The sequence below is a fragment of the Actinoplanes sp. NPDC051411 genome, assembly GCF_040682075.1.
In the GTDB taxonomy this organism is placed as follows: Bacteria; Actinomycetota; Actinomycetes; order Mycobacteriales; family Micromonosporaceae; genus Actinoplanes.
Map to the genome: position 1 here is coordinate 1 of NZ_JBFBAD010000212.1, position 12,441 is coordinate 12,441.

The window sequence follows — 12,441 nt, forward strand, 5'->3', positions numbered from 1 at the left end:
GCCGGGCCACGGGGGGCGGCCGCCACGGGGCCAGGGTTGGTGCCGGGCGGCGCCGAGACCCCGGAAGCGCCGGCGGCGGCCCGCACGACGGCCACCGGGTCGGTCACCACCCACCGGAGCCGGACCATGACCACGGTCGGCGACGAGGGCGGCGCGAAGTCCAGCAACGCCTCGTGCCGGCTCAGGTCGACCAGCCACGCCTCCTGCGCCCCGGCCGGCGGCACCGCTCCGGTCACCACTGTGGACCCGGTCCGGAACACCCAGGCCACGCCGTGATCGCCCGGGAACCACGCGTCTCGATCGAGGCGAAGATGAAGCAGGATCGGCGTGGCCACGCCTGACCGTACCGCGGGACCGCGATCAGTACGGCTCGCCGCACACCTTCCCGGCACCGTCCTCTTCGCCCCTGGGGATCGCGCCCCGCGTGTCGGCGCAGGGCAGACCGTACGTCAGCGGGTGAAGACCGCCCGCCATCGTCCGTCGAACCGGTCCGACCCGATCCGCTCGATCGTCACGGCGCGTACCTCGTCACCGGCGAAGGCGGAGATCTCGTCGTGGGTCAGCGGCCAGGGCGGTCCCTGCTCCGAGGGCGAGTCGAGGGCCGCCGCGAGCACGACCAGTGTCCCGCCGGGGGCCAGGAACGACGCCACCGACGCGGTCGCGGCCGGCCGGAGCGCGCGCGGCAGCGCCTGCACGGTGTTGCTCTCCACGACGAGGTCCCAGGCCGCCGACCACGACGCCGGCGGCGAGAGCAGGTCGGCGACCTGATAGCTGACCGAGGTCCCGGGGTGGCGCGCGCGGGCGTCGCGTACGGCCGTGGGTGAGATGTCGAAAGCGGTCGTCGCGTATCCCAGCCCGGCCACGAACTCGGCGTCGCGTCCGAGACCGCAACCCACCACCAGCGCCCGCCGGCCGTCCCCGGCCGGCAGCCCGGCCGAGTCGAGGCCGCCGCTCGGCGACGGCCGGTCCCACGGCACGACCGCCCGGCCCGCGGCCGCCTCCTGATAGAGCCGGTCGAACCAGCCGGTCGCGTCGCCGGCGGCCAGCGACGGGCCGGCCAGCCGGTCGGCGTCGTTCTCGATGCTCATGGGCCTCATCAGAACACGCTTCGGTCGTCGCCGAACCGTGCCGGGGGCACTATCGGGGCATGGAGGAAGCAGAGGCTCTGGCCGGCCGGGCGGCGCTGCTGGCCGACCGCACGCGGGCCGCGTTCTGTCTGGCCCTGCTCGACGGCCGGGCGTGGACGCCGACCGAACTCGCGCGGGCGGCGAAGGTGGCGGTGTCGACCGCCAGCGGGCACCTGGACCGGCTGGTCGACGGCGGCCTGCTGACCGAGCACCGGCAGGGCCGCCACCGCTACGTGCAGCTGGCCGGTCCCGAGACGGCCGCGGTGATCGAGATGATCGCCGCGGCGGGTGGGACGGCCGCCGAGCGGCCGCGTTCGATGGCCGCCGCGCACCGGCAGCGCAATCTGCGTTTCACCCGCACCTGCTACGACCACCTCGCGGGGGTCGCCGGGGTCGCGCTGGCCGACGGCCTGATCGGGAACGGTCTGATCGGGAACACCGACGGGCTCGTTCTGACCGGGAACGGCCGGGCCGCCCTGGAGAACGCCGGCATCGAGATCCCGCGGCGGCGGCGACCGGCCCTGCGCGAATGCATCGACTGGACCGAGCGGCGGCCCCACCTGGCCGGGGAGATCGGCGCGGCGATCTGCCGGCACGCCTTCGGCGCCGGCTGGATCACGAGGATCGGGTCGGGCCGGGCGGTCCGGGTCACGCCCGCGGGCGTACGCGATCTGGACCGTTACTTCGGTGTCGTCATCGGCCCTGCGGAGCCGGAGCGATCCGCCGCAGCTCCCGCAGGGCCTGCCGGCGCACGTCGCCCGTGAGGGTGTCGATGTAGAGCGTGCCCGACAGGTGACCGGTCTCGTGCTGCAGCGCCCGGGCCAGGAAGCCGGTGCCCTCGATCACGAGCGGCTCGCCGTGCTGGTCGAAGCCGCGCGCGGTGACCGACATGGCCCGCCGGGTCGGGAAGCCGAGGCCGGGCAGCGACAGGCAGGCCTCCTCGTCGTCCTGCTCGCCGGCGAACGCCGACAGGACGGGGTTGACCAGGTGGCCGACCTGGCCGGCCACGTTGTAGCTGAAGACCCGCAGGCTGACGCCGATCTGGGGTGCGGCGACGCCGGCGCGGCCGGGCACCCGCACGGTGTCCTCCAGGTCGGCGACGAGGTCGCGCAGCTCCTGGTCGAAGGACGTGACCGGGTCGCACTCGGTGCGCAGCACGGGGTCGCCGAAGAGCCGGATGGGCCGAACCGTCATGCCGGAAGATGCTAACCGGTCGTTACGCGAACAGCGCCGGCTGGTCGGCGCCGAGCATCTCGCGCAGCTTGGCCAGCGACCGCCGGGTCTGGCTCTTGACCACGCCGGCCGGCACCTCGAGCACCTCGGCGACCTGCTCGACGCTGAGGTCCTCGAAGTAGCGCAGGATCACGATCGCCCGGTCGCGGGCGGGCAGGTGGCCGAGCGCGTCGAGCATGGTCAGGCGCAGGTCGGGGTGGTGCCGGTAGGCCGGCTCGTACAGCACGCCCGGGACGCTCTCGCTCGACGAGCGCCGGCGGCGGTGGTCGAGGTAGGCGCGGAGCAGGATCTTCTGGGCGTACGCCACCAGGTTGTCGGCCTGCACGGCCCGGCGCCAGCTCAGGAACAGCCGGGTGAGCGCGGTCTGGGTGAGGTCCTGGGCCAGGTGCCAGTCGCGGCACATCATGTAGGCCGTGGTGCGCAGCCGCTCGGCGTGGGCCTGCGCGAACTCGGCGAACTCCTCGTCGTCGGTCATCGCGCGAACACCGGCAGGGCCGTCGGGAACGCGCTCGCCGCCTGGTCGACCAGGCTCGCGTCCATGGTCACGCCCCACCGCCGGTCGGTGACGATCAGCGCGGCCTCGGCCTCGCTGAGCTGGGCCCGGGCGGGCGGATCGGTGCGGCCGTCGAACGCGAGGCAGGTCGCGATGTCGAGCTGGACCTCGGTGCCGTCGGGCCAGGTCGCCCGCACGTCGGTGTCCTGCACGCAGTCGCCCGGCACGTGGGTGACGGTCAGCCGGGCCGCCGACCCGCGCGGAAGACCGGTGTCCTTGCGGTCGACCTGGAGCCGGAGCATCGACGGACCGTAACCGGCGTCGTAGTACAACTGCACGTGCAGATCATTGTCGCGGCCGACACCGTAGTGACTCGTCCGTCCGGGTGGCAATAGCGTGGTCAAAAGGTGAAGCATGGCAGCTGATGTCGCTTTCTTCTGCATTCCCTCGGCACGCTGAGTGCCATTGCGGACCGTGACGGTACGCGTCGGCGCGGCGGCCGTCGGGGCAACCGCGATCGATGGCACAGATCCGGGAGGTAGCGCGGAAGGCAGCGCGGGAAGCTGAGGCCCCGGCCCGAAGGCGGCGAAGGCGGCGATCGCCAGGACGGCCACCCCGGCCCCCACGGCGGCGAGGCGGCGGTTGCGGCGGACACGGCGGCCGTCGCTGATCGCGGCGCCCACGACGTCGCCCAGCGGGGGCGGGCGCTCGCCGGCCAGATCGGCCAGCAGCGCCGCCCGCAGATCGTCCTCCACGGCTGTGCCTGCCTCCCTCCGGCCTCTCCCCCAGCTCTCACGAGGAAAGACGCGGCCGGGCCGGGGCAAGGTTACCCGGCCAGCGCCTCCCGGATCGGCGCCGCTTTGGCGGCGGCCTCGGCGACCTCCTCGTGCGGGTCGCTGTCGATCGTGATGCCGCCGCCCGCCCAGGCGTGGACCCGTTGTCCGTCGACCGCCACCGTGCGGATGGTCAGCGCCAGATCGAGGTGGTCGTGGCCGAGCCAGCCGACCGCGCCCATGCTCACCCCGCGGCCCACCGGCTCGAGCCGGGCGATCTCCGCGAGGGCGGCCGGCTTGGGCGCGCCGGTCACCGAGCCGCCCGGGCAGAGTGCCCGGAGCAACGCCGGCAGGGAGAGGTCCCCGGCCACCGGCGCGGCGACGACGGACTCGGCCTGCCACAGGCCGGCCCATTCCCGTACGCCGAAGAGCTCCTCCACCCGCACCGGGCCCGTCCCGGACAGCCGGGCCAGGTCGTTGCGCTCGAGATCGACGATCATGATGTGCTCGGCCCGTTCCTTGGCCGAGCCGAGCAGGTCCTCGCGCCCCACGGCGGTGGCCGGGCGGGTCCCCTTGATCGGCCGGGTGACGACCAGGCCGTCCCGGACCTCGACCAGCGTCTCCGGCGAGGCCGTGGCGAGGGCCCAGCCGTCGCCGCTCAGGACGCCGCCGTATTTCGCCCCCGGCAGGCCGGCGACCCGTCGCAGGGCCGCCGCCGGGTCGCCGCGGTAGGCCGCGCTGGCGTGCCCGACCAGGTTGACCACGTAGACGTCGCCGCGGCCGATCGCGTCCCGGACCGCCTCGACGGCTCCCGCGTGCTCGTCCGGGGTCCAGCTCGGAGTCCATCGGCCGAGATCGAACCGGCGATCGCGGATATCCGACACATTCCGGTGCGCGGGTGCGTACCCGTGCCCGTAGACGACCGCGTAGATGTCCGGGACCGCGGGCACCGGCGACGGTGCTCCGGGCCTCCCACCGGCCATTACACATCCGGCGGCGGCCGACACATAGAGTGCCGCGCCGCAGACCCGGCTATCGACGACCGGATGAACCTGGCTGGCCGAACGGCCAATGTTTCGCACGCTCAGTCCGTTGTCCGTCAGGAACTCGGCGAGAGGCTCGGCACCGTCCCCGCCCTCACTTGCATGCCACTGGAACACTGATAACGCAACGTGACGAGCTTGACAGGCCGCCGGAGCCCCCGGCGGACGGCCGAGAGGAGGTTCCGGAGAGTGGTCGACAGCGTCTGTTTCGTGGACCATCAGAGGCGAATGATTGCTTCGGACGCCGTCACCCCCTCAAGCCGTTCTCGTTCGGATTGAGGTAACGTCCGTCACCGTCGTTGTGAATCCACACACAAGCCCCCCGACCGGAGAAACCACGATGTGCCAGCACCAACCTGCCTGTCCCAGCGCCGAAGCGAGCGATCGCGAGGCGGCCCGGAGCGTGGCGTCCTTCTGCGAGCAGGGCTGGACCCTGCTCTGCAACGGCGTCATCGTCTTCGAGGACACCGGCGAGATCCTGCCGGACGGGACGATGATCGAACCGCACCGCGGCCCCGCGGTGCACGCCCTGGCCGCCTGAACCCCGGCGACTACTCAGGGTAACTGGTTGACCCCGCTCGACGTCGAGCGGGCCCACTGACGTAACGGACATAACCCCCGCCCGATACGCCGGTCACCGCACGGCACGGGCCGCGGCCGAAGCAGACCGCGACCCCCGCCGCAGATTCTCAGTCCTCGAACGCTTCCGGGGACGGGCACGAGCAGACCAGGTTGCGGTCGCCGTAGGCCCCGTCGATCCGGCGCACCGGCGGCCAGTACTTCGCCGTCCGGTCCACCCCCTCGGGGAAACCCGCCACCGATCGCGGATAGGCGTGCTCCCACTCGTCGGCCGTGACCGCCGCCGCGGTGTGCGGGGCGTTGGCCAGCGGATTGTCGCCGGCCGGCCACACCCCCGCCGCCACCTGGTCGATCTCCCCCTTGATGGCGATCATCGCGGCGCAGAACCGGTCGAGCTCGGCCAGGTCCTCGCTCTCGGTCGGCTCGACCATCAGCGTGCCGGCCACCGGGAAAGACATCGTCGGCGCGTGGAAGCCGTAGTCGATCAGCCGCTTGGCCACATCGTCGACCGAGACGCCGGTCGCCTTGGTGATCGGCCGCAGGTCGAGGATGCACTCGTGGGCGACCAGGCCGTTGTTGCCCGCGTACAGCACCGGGTAGTGCTCGCGCAGCCGGGCCGCCACGTAGTTGGCCGCCAGCACGGCCGCGCCGGTCGCCGCGGCCAGCCCGTCCGGGCCCATCATCCGCACGTACGCCCACGAGATCGGCAGGATGCCGGCCGAACCGTGCGCCGCCGCCGAGACCGCGTGGTGGTCGCCCGGCTCGAGCGGGTTGCCGGGCAGGAAGCCGGCCAGGTGCGCGCGGACCGCGACCGGGCCCACGCCGGGACCGCCGCCGCCGTGCGGGATGCAGAACGTCTTGTGCAGGTTGAGGTGGGAGACGTCGGCCCCGAACTTGCCCGGCCGGGCGAAGCCGACCAGCGCGTTGAGGTTGGCGCCGTCGACGTACACCTGGCCGCCCGCGTCGTGGACCTTGCCGCACAGGTCGGCGATCGACTTCTCGTAGACGCCGTGGGTCGACGGGTACGTCACCATGATCGCGGCGAGCGCGTCCGCGTGCTTGGAGATCTTGGCGTCGAGGTCGGCCAGGTCGACGTTGCCGGCGTCGTCGCACGCCACGACCACGACCTTCATGCCCGCCATCACGGCCGACGCGGCGTTGGTGCCGTGGGCGCTGGACGGGATCAGGCAGATGTCGCGGTGGTCGTCACCGCGCGATCGGTGGTAGCCGCGGATCGCGAGCAGGCCCGCCAGCTCGCCCTGGGAGCCGGCGTTCGGCTGCACGCTGACCGCGTCGTACCCGGTGATCTCGGCCAGCCAGCCCTCGAGCTGGGCGACCAGCTCCTCGTAGCCCGCGGTGCGGCTCGCCGGGGCGAACGGGTGGATGTCGCCGAACTCGGGCCAGGTGACCGGTTCCATCTCGGTGGTCGCGTTCAGCTTCATCGTGCACGAGCCGAGCGGGATCATGCCGCGGTCGAGCGCGTAGTCGCGGTCGGAGAGCCTGCGCAGGTAGCGCAGCATCGCGGTCTCGGACCGGTGGCTGCGGAAGACCGGGTGGGTCAGGAAGCCGGTCATCCGGCCCAGCGGGCGGGCACCGCACTCGGCCGCCCCGGCCGGGGCGGCCCCGAAGGCGGCCAGCACCGTCGCGACGTGGGCGGCCGTCGTGGTCTCGTCGCAGGCGACCGAGACGTGGTCGGCGTCGACCAGCCGCAGGTCGATGCCGTCCGCGGCCGCCGCGGCCACGACCTGCGCCGCGCGGCCGGGGACGACCGCGGTGACGGTGTCGAAGAACGCCTTGGCGGTGGTGTCGATGCCGGCCGCGGCCAGGCCGCCGGCCAGCGCCAGGGCGCGGTCGTGGACCCGCCTGGCGATCGCCCGCAGGCCGTCCGGGCCGTGGTAGACCGCGTACATGCTGGCCATCACCGCGAGCAGGACCTGGGCCGTGCAGATGTTGCTGGTCGCCTTCTCGCGGCGGATGTGCTGCTCGCGGGTCTGCAGGGCGAGCCGGTAGGCCGGGGCGCCGTCGGCGTCCCTGGACACCCCGACCAGGCGGCCGGGCAGCGAGCGCTCGAGACCGGCCCGCACCGCCAGGTAGCCCGCGTGCGGGCCGCCGAAGCCGAGCGGCACCCCGAAGCGCTGGGTGGTGCCGGCCGCGATGTCGGCGCCGATCTCGCCCGGCGCGCGCACCAGGGTCAGCGCGAGCAGGTCGGCGGCGACGGTGACCAGGGCGCCCCGGGCGTGGGCGGCCTCGACCAGGGCGGCGTGGTCGCGCAGCGCCCCGGAGGCACCCGGGTACTGCAGGTGCAGGCCGAAGTACTCGGCCGGCAGCTCGTCACCGGCGTCCAGGTCGACCAGGGCCAGCGTGATGCCGAGCGGTTCGGCCCGGGTGCGCAGCACGGCCAGGGTCTGCGGGAGCGTGTCGGCGTCCACCGCGTACACGTCGCTCCTGACCTTGGACGCGCGGCGCGCGAGCGTCATCGCCTCGGCGACCGCCGTCCCCTCGTCGAGCATCGACGCGTTGGCCGTGGTCAGGCCGGTCAGGTCGGTGACCATGGTCTGGAAGTTGAGCAGCGCCTCGAGCCGGCCCTGGCTGATCTCGGGCTGGTACGGCGTGTACGCCGTGTACCAGGCCGGGTTCTCCAGCACGTTCCGCTTGATCACCGCGGGCGTGAACGTGCCGTAGTAGCCCAGGCCGATCATCGAGGTCGTAACCTGGTTGCGGGAGGCGATCTCCCGCAGCTCGGCGATCGTCTCCTCCTCGGAGGCCGCCTCCGGCAGATCCAGCCGGCCGTGCCAGCGGATCACCTCCGGGATGGCGGCGTCCATCAGCGCCTCGAGCGAGGGGTAGCCGATCGATTTGAGCATCTGGGTCTGCTCGTCGGAGTCAGGACCGATGTGCCGGTTGGCGAACGTCATGGCGGCTCCACTGGCGGGAAGAGGTCGTCGGCAAGGCGGCCTCCCCCTCTGTCATACCCATGCGGTACTTCAGAGTCGCGCAGCCCATGCGGTCCGTTTGCCTGAGAGGTTCCGGGGAGGATTTGCCCCTTCGGCGCCGCCGCTGTCCGCTTACGAGGACCGGCGAGCTCTCCCGCATGGCTGGGAGCCAACCTACCAGCGATCACTGTGCGGGACCCTGTCCCTAGGGTGTGGTGTGTGACCTACGAACCGGCGGCCGACCGCTACGAAAAGATGACCTACCGCCGCGCCGGGCGCAGCGGCCTGAAACTGCCCGCGATCTCGCTCGGGCTCTGGCACAACTTCGGCGACGGGCGCCCGTGGGACCGCCAGCGCGAGATCGTGCTCCGCGCGTTCGACCTCGGCGTGACCCACTTCGACCTGGCCAACAACTACGGCCCGCCGGCGGGCAGCGCCGAGAGCAACTTCGGCCGCATGCTCGCCGCCGACCTGCGCGCCCACCGCGACGAACTGGTCATCTCGACCAAGGCCGGCTACCACATGTGGAACGGCCCGTACGGCGAGTGGGGCAGCCGGAAATACCTGGTCAGCTCGCTCGACCAGTCGCTGAGGCGCCTCGGCCTCGACTACGTCGACGTCTTCTACCACCACCGGCCCGACCCGGACACCCCGGTCGAGGAGACCATGGGCGCCCTCGACGCCGTGGTCCGCTCGGGCAAGGCGCTGTACGTCGGCATCAGCAACTACAGCTCCGAGCAGACCGCCGAGGCGGCCCGGGTGCTGAGGGACCTCGGCACGCCGCTGCTGATCCACCAGCCGTCGTACTCGATCCTCAACCGCTGGACCGAGCGCGACAACCTGCTCGACACCCTCGAGGAGGCCGGGGCCGGCTGCATCGCGTTCAGCCCGCTCCAGCAGGGCCTGCTGACCGACCGCTACCTCGGCGGCATCCCCGACGACTCCCGGGTGCGCACCAGCGTCTTCCTCAACGAGAGCGACCTCGACGCCAGGACGATGGGCCGCATCCACGCGCTCAACGACATCGCCGGGCGGCGCGGCCAGAGCCTCGCCCAGCTGGCGCTCGCCTGGGCGCTGCGCGACCCGCGGATGACCAGCCTGATCATCGGCGCGAGCAGCGTCGGCCAGCTCGAGAACAACATCGCCGCGCTCGACAACGCCTCGCTGAGCAAGGAAGAGATCGACGAAATCGACGCGACGGTTCTCGACCTCTGACCTATCGTCTCGACCATGATCGAACTGGTCGAGCGGCACACGATCCTCGGGGTCGTGGTCGGTTCCCGCGCCTACGGACTGTCCGGGCCGGGCTCCGACCACGACCGCCGGGGCGTCTTCGCGGCCCCGACCCGGCTCTTCTGGCGCCTGGCCAAGCCGCCCACCCACCTGGACGGGCCACTGCCCGAGCAGTTCTCGTGGGAGGCCGAGCGGTTCTGCGACCTCGCCCGGCAGGCCAACCCGACGGTTCTCGAGGTGCTCTGGTCGCCGCTCGTCGAAAAGATCACCGACCTCGGGCGGGCCCTCCGGTCGGCCCGCCCGGCGTTCCTCTCGCGCCGCGTCGAACAGACCTACGGGGCGTACGCCCGGGAGCAGCTCACCCGGGTCGTCCACCGCCGCGCGCGCACCGGGGAGACCAACCACAAGCAGGCCATGCACATGATCCGGCTGCTGCTGGCCGGCATCCACGTGCTGCGCACCGGCGAGGTCCTGGTCGACGTCACCCCGCTGCGGTCCCGCCTCCTGGCCGTGCGGGACGGCTCGATGCCGTTCGACGCGGTCACGGCCTGGGCGGCCGAGCTGCAGGACGAGCTCACGTCCGCGGCGGCGGCGGCCACCACGCTGCCGGCCGGGCCGGACCTCGATGCGATTGATCAACTGCTCGTCCGCGTACGGGAAGAGGGTTTGAAATGACCTTGACGGTGCCGCCGTGGGCGGCCGGCGAAGCCTCGTCGCTGCCCTACCCGCTGGTCTTCGCCACCGTCTCCGGAGCCCACCTGTACGGGTTCGCCTCGATCGACTCCGACCTCGACCTGCGCGCCGCCCACCTCCTGCCGGCGGCCGAGGTCGTCGGGCTGCGCGCCGGCCCCTCGACGATCCGGCACACCGGGGACCGCGACGGCGTCGAACTCGACGTGGTCAGCCACGACCTGCGCAAGTTCGCCCAGCTGCTCGCCTCGCCCAACGGCTACGTGCTCGAACAGCTGCTCTCGCCGCTGGTGGTGGTGACGAGCGCGCTGCACGAGGCCCTGATCGCGCTGACCCCCGGGCTGATCCATCGCGGACACGCCCACCACTACCTGGGTTTCGGGGCCGGCCAGTGGCAGCTGTTCGAGAGGACCGGCGAGCTGAAGCCGGCGCTCTACACGCTGCGGGTGCTGCTCACCGGCGCGCACCTGATGCGGACCGGCCGGCTGGAAACGAACCTGAAGGTGCTCGGGGCGCGGCTTGCGTACGTACCGGATCTGATCGACGCCAAGCGGGAAGCGGAGCACGGACCCCTGCCCCCGGGGGCCCGGGCCGCCCTCGACCGTGACGTGCCCCGCCTGCGCGCCGATCTGGAAGCGGCCCGCGACGCGTCGCCGCTGCCCGGCGCCGCCGGCCCCGCGGCGGTCGACGCCCTGCACGACCTGATCGTGCAGGCCCGGCTGTCATGAACCTCCGGACGGCCACACCAGACGACCTGGACGTGCTGCTCACGCTGGCGGTGGCGTTCTACGAGGAGGACGGGTTCACGACGCCGCGGTCCGCGCTCGCCGCGCACCTGCCGCACCTGATCGGCTCCGACGCGGCCCGCGTGACGGTCGCGGCCGACGGCGCACAGGTGGCCGGCTTCGGGATCACGACGACCAGGTTCGGCCTCGAGTACGGCCTGGGCGCCGAACTGGAGGACCTCTACGTCAGCCCGGCATGGCGGCGGCAGGGGCTCGCGAAGGCCCTGATCGAGGACAGCGCGGCGTGGGCCGCCTCGATCGGGGCCTCGCGACTGGAAATCGTCATAGCGCCCAACGGCCAGGACGTCGGTCATTTGTTCCGGTATTACGCGGCGAACGGTTTCACCGACGAGGGCCGCCGTCTGCTGTCGCGGCCGTTGTAGGCTTTTCGGCCGCCGGCAGGAATTCCGCGAATTGCCCGGCCACCATGTCGGCGACCCCCTCGGCGTCCCGCGAGCCGTCGACCTCGATGACCCGGATGCCCCGCCGCCGCGCGCTCGCCACCGCGTCGGCGGCGATCAACCGGTCACGGGCCACCCGGTGCCGCTGGGCCCCCTCCGGGTCGGCGACCGGCCGGGACAGGGCCGCGGCCCGCGGCAACCGGGCGATCTGCAGCTGCCGGAACCCCTCGGTCGCCACCAGCACCACCATGCGCTTCCGGTCGGCCGTAACCGCGGCGACCAGCTCCGGCCGCAGCCCCCACCCCTCGGCGACGATCGGGCGCGGCGACTGCAGGGCCCGCAGGTCGTCGAGCACGAACGCGAAGCGCTCCCGGAAACACCCGATCGCATCGGCGGCCGCCTCCTCGGCGGTCCACCGCGGACCGGTCGCGGCCGGCCCGGGATCGGCCAGGGTCTCACCCCGGCGCGCGGCGGCCGCCGTCCTGCGGTCCCAGTGACCGCGCGAGTCGTGATAGTCGTAATGATAATGGGTGAGACCGAACCGGTCGGCCAGAATTCCCGCCACCGTCGTCTTCCCGGCCCATTGTCCGCCGCCGATCCAGAGCGCATTCCGCAGGGTCGTAAAAGAATCCCATTGCATGCCGAAATCGTGATCGCCCCGGCCGCCGGATTCAAGTCTTGTTCTTCCCACCCCGAACTGATTATCTGTCCTTAGTGAGTGTTGGAGAAGTTCTCATGTAGACGATGTGGCGGCGTGATGGAGACGGTCGGGTCGGGCAGGGTGGTGCGGTGTCGTCGCGTCGCGGCTTTTCTTCTGACCTGACCGATGCCCAGTGGGACCTTGGCGGCTAGGAACCCGATTAGGAGCTTTGTGCCCTCACGGAACGGACCGTGGCGCGTGCTTCCGATCATGGCGCGCCCGGTCCGCGCGTAATTGCCCACGCTCGGTGCCCCAGCATCGCGACGTCTACTGTCCGCGAGCTCTCCTCGCTCGTGCTTTGATCGCGAGGATGACGTCGGTCTTGGCCTTGGTGTAGCCGTTCATGTCATCCCAGCGCGTGACTGGATAGGTGCCCGGATACGCTGTGTTTTTCAGCTGGTGGTGGGGATCCAGGGGTTTCCTGTGGCGGCTTGGATGAGTGCGTCGAGCA

15 protein-coding genes and 1 riboswitch are annotated in these 12,441 nt (G+C 72.2%); of the genes, 6 read left to right on the forward strand and 9 right to left on the reverse strand.

Annotated features, from left to right (window positions below; all coding sequences use genetic code 11):
• Both AB0M88_RS50875 and AB0M88_RS50880 read right to left on the reverse strand, forming a co-directional pair.
• Positions 1 to 335 (reverse strand): hypothetical protein (locus AB0M88_RS50875; RefSeq protein ID WP_364115153.1); only part of this gene is annotated, 335 nt, incomplete at its 3' end.
• Positions 336 to 449: 114 nt separating this feature from the next.
• A complete protein-coding gene (locus AB0M88_RS50880) occupies positions 450 to 1,088 on the reverse strand; it encodes a class I SAM-dependent methyltransferase (RefSeq protein ID WP_364115155.1) in 639 nt (212 codons plus the stop codon).
• Positions 1,089 to 1,147: 59 nt separating this feature from the next.
• On the opposite strand from AB0M88_RS50880, the gene AB0M88_RS50885 reads away from it, so the two are divergent.
• Entirely contained in the window at positions 1,148 to 1,891 is a 744-nt protein-coding gene (locus tag AB0M88_RS50885) for a winged helix-turn-helix domain-containing protein (protein ID WP_364115157.1), read from the forward strand.
• On the opposite strand, the gene AB0M88_RS50890 is transcribed toward AB0M88_RS50885, so the two are convergent.
• The 4 genes from AB0M88_RS50890 to AB0M88_RS50905 all read right to left on the reverse strand — a co-directional run bounded on the left by AB0M88_RS50890 (position 1,821) and on the right by AB0M88_RS50905 (position 4,888).
• Positions 1,821 to 2,321, reverse strand: coding sequence for a peptide deformylase (locus AB0M88_RS50890; RefSeq protein ID WP_364115159.1), 501 nt, complete (start codon positions 2,319 to 2,321; stop codon positions 1,821 to 1,823). The genes AB0M88_RS50885 and AB0M88_RS50890 overlap by 71 nt on opposite strands.
• A 22-nt stretch (positions 2,322 to 2,343) precedes the next feature.
• Positions 2,344 to 2,835 carry a SigE family RNA polymerase sigma factor gene (locus AB0M88_RS50895; RefSeq protein ID WP_364115161.1) on the reverse strand — a complete coding sequence of 164 codons (492 nt, stop codon included), beginning with the start codon at positions 2,833 to 2,835 and terminating at the stop codon, positions 2,344 to 2,346.
• A complete protein-coding gene (locus AB0M88_RS50900; protein ID WP_364115163.1) occupies positions 2,832 to 3,608 on the reverse strand; it encodes a hypothetical protein in 777 nt (258 codons plus the stop codon). The genes AB0M88_RS50895 and AB0M88_RS50900 overlap by 4 nt, the downstream gene beginning before the upstream one ends.
• A gap of 71 nt (positions 3,609 to 3,679) precedes the next feature.
• Positions 3,680 to 4,888, reverse strand: coding sequence for a chorismate-binding protein (locus AB0M88_RS50905; RefSeq protein ID WP_364115165.1), 1,209 nt, complete (start codon positions 4,886 to 4,888; stop codon positions 3,680 to 3,682).
• Between the two features lie 121 nt (positions 4,889 to 5,009).
• Between AB0M88_RS50905 and AB0M88_RS50910 the strand changes: the two genes are divergently transcribed.
• Complete coding sequence (locus tag AB0M88_RS50910) at positions 5,010 to 5,210, forward strand: DUF5999 family protein (protein WP_364115166.1); 201 nt, start codon at positions 5,010 to 5,012, stop codon at positions 5,208 to 5,210.
• 148 nt (positions 5,211 to 5,358) lie between these two features.
• Here AB0M88_RS50910 and gcvP read toward each other — a convergent pair whose 3' ends face one another.
• Entirely contained in the window at positions 5,359 to 8,163 is a 2,805-nt protein-coding gene (gene gcvP / locus AB0M88_RS50915) for an aminomethyl-transferring glycine dehydrogenase (protein ID WP_364115167.1), read from the reverse strand.
• Between the two features lie 79 nt (positions 8,164 to 8,242).
• Positions 8,243 to 8,348: riboswitch (glycine riboswitch) on the reverse strand.
• Positions 8,349 to 8,400: 52 nt separating this feature from the next.
• Between gcvP and mgrA the strand changes: the two genes are divergently transcribed.
• The 4 genes from mgrA to AB0M88_RS50935 are packed head-to-tail and all read left to right on the forward strand — an operon-like array spanning position 8,401 to position 11,272.
• Positions 8,401 to 9,396: an L-glyceraldehyde 3-phosphate reductase gene (gene mgrA, locus AB0M88_RS50920; protein ID WP_364115169.1), complete on the forward strand. Its 996-nt coding sequence runs from the start codon at positions 8,401 to 8,403 to the stop codon at positions 9,394 to 9,396.
• A 15-nt stretch (positions 9,397 to 9,411) separates the two neighbouring features.
• Positions 9,412 to 10,089 (forward strand): nucleotidyltransferase domain-containing protein, encoded by a 678-nt coding sequence (locus AB0M88_RS50925; RefSeq protein ID WP_364115171.1) that lies wholly within the window; start codon positions 9,412 to 9,414, stop codon positions 10,087 to 10,089.
• Positions 10,086 to 10,832 (forward strand): nucleotidyltransferase domain-containing protein, encoded by a 747-nt coding sequence (locus AB0M88_RS50930; RefSeq protein ID WP_364115173.1) that lies wholly within the window; start codon positions 10,086 to 10,088, stop codon positions 10,830 to 10,832. The genes AB0M88_RS50925 and AB0M88_RS50930 overlap by 4 nt, the downstream gene beginning before the upstream one ends.
• A complete protein-coding gene (locus tag AB0M88_RS50935; protein ID WP_364115175.1) occupies positions 10,829 to 11,272 on the forward strand; it encodes a GNAT family N-acetyltransferase in 444 nt (147 codons plus the stop codon). Before AB0M88_RS50930 ends, AB0M88_RS50935 begins: the two co-directional genes overlap by 4 nt.
• On the opposite strand, the gene AB0M88_RS50940 is transcribed toward AB0M88_RS50935, so the two are convergent.
• Both AB0M88_RS50940 and AB0M88_RS50945 read right to left on the reverse strand, forming a co-directional pair.
• Positions 11,232 to 11,930 carry a hypothetical protein gene (locus AB0M88_RS50940; RefSeq protein ID WP_364115177.1) on the reverse strand — a complete coding sequence of 233 codons (699 nt, stop codon included), beginning with the start codon at positions 11,928 to 11,930 and terminating at the stop codon, positions 11,232 to 11,234. The two genes, AB0M88_RS50935 and AB0M88_RS50940, sit on opposite strands and share 41 nt — an antisense overlap.
• A gap of 327 nt (positions 11,931 to 12,257) precedes the next feature.
• Positions 12,258 to 12,441, reverse strand: a 184-nt coding sequence (locus tag AB0M88_RS50945; protein WP_364115178.1) for a hypothetical protein, incomplete at its 5' end; no start/stop codon positions are given.

What these genes read in the sequence shown, in the direction of transcription:
- AB0M88_RS50935 (WP_364115175.1), top strand. Translation starts at nt 10,829, where the DNA reads ATGAACCTCCGGACGGCCACACCAGACGACCTGGACGTGCTGCTCACG.
- AB0M88_RS50940 (WP_364115177.1), bottom strand. Translation starts at nt 11,930, where the DNA reads ATGCAATGGGATTCTTTTACGACCCTGCGGAATGCGCTCTGGATCGGC.
- AB0M88_RS50895 (WP_364115161.1), bottom strand. Translation starts at nt 2,835, where the DNA reads ATGACCGACGACGAGGAGTTCGCCGAGTTCGCGCAGGCCCACGCCGAG.
- AB0M88_RS50910 (WP_364115166.1), top strand. Translation starts at nt 5,010, where the DNA reads ATGTGCCAGCACCAACCTGCCTGTCCCAGCGCCGAAGCGAGCGATCGC.
- AB0M88_RS50890 (WP_364115159.1), bottom strand. Translation starts at nt 2,321, where the DNA reads ATGACGGTTCGGCCCATCCGGCTCTTCGGCGACCCCGTGCTGCGCACC.
- AB0M88_RS50930 (WP_364115173.1), top strand. Translation starts at nt 10,086, where the DNA reads ATGACCTTGACGGTGCCGCCGTGGGCGGCCGGCGAAGCCTCGTCGCTG.
- AB0M88_RS50925 (WP_364115171.1), top strand. Translation starts at nt 9,412, where the DNA reads ATGATCGAACTGGTCGAGCGGCACACGATCCTCGGGGTCGTGGTCGGT.
- AB0M88_RS50905 (WP_364115165.1), bottom strand. Translation starts at nt 4,888, where the DNA reads ATGGTCCACGAAACAGACGCTGTCGACCACTCTCCGGAACCTCCTCTC.
- AB0M88_RS50885 (WP_364115157.1), top strand. Translation starts at nt 1,148, where the DNA reads ATGGAGGAAGCAGAGGCTCTGGCCGGCCGGGCGGCGCTGCTGGCCGAC.
- AB0M88_RS50880 (WP_364115155.1), bottom strand. Translation starts at nt 1,088, where the DNA reads ATGAGCATCGAGAACGACGCCGACCGGCTGGCCGGCCCGTCGCTGGCC.
- gcvP (WP_364115167.1), bottom strand. Translation starts at nt 8,163, where the DNA reads ATGACGTTCGCCAACCGGCACATCGGTCCTGACTCCGACGAGCAGACC.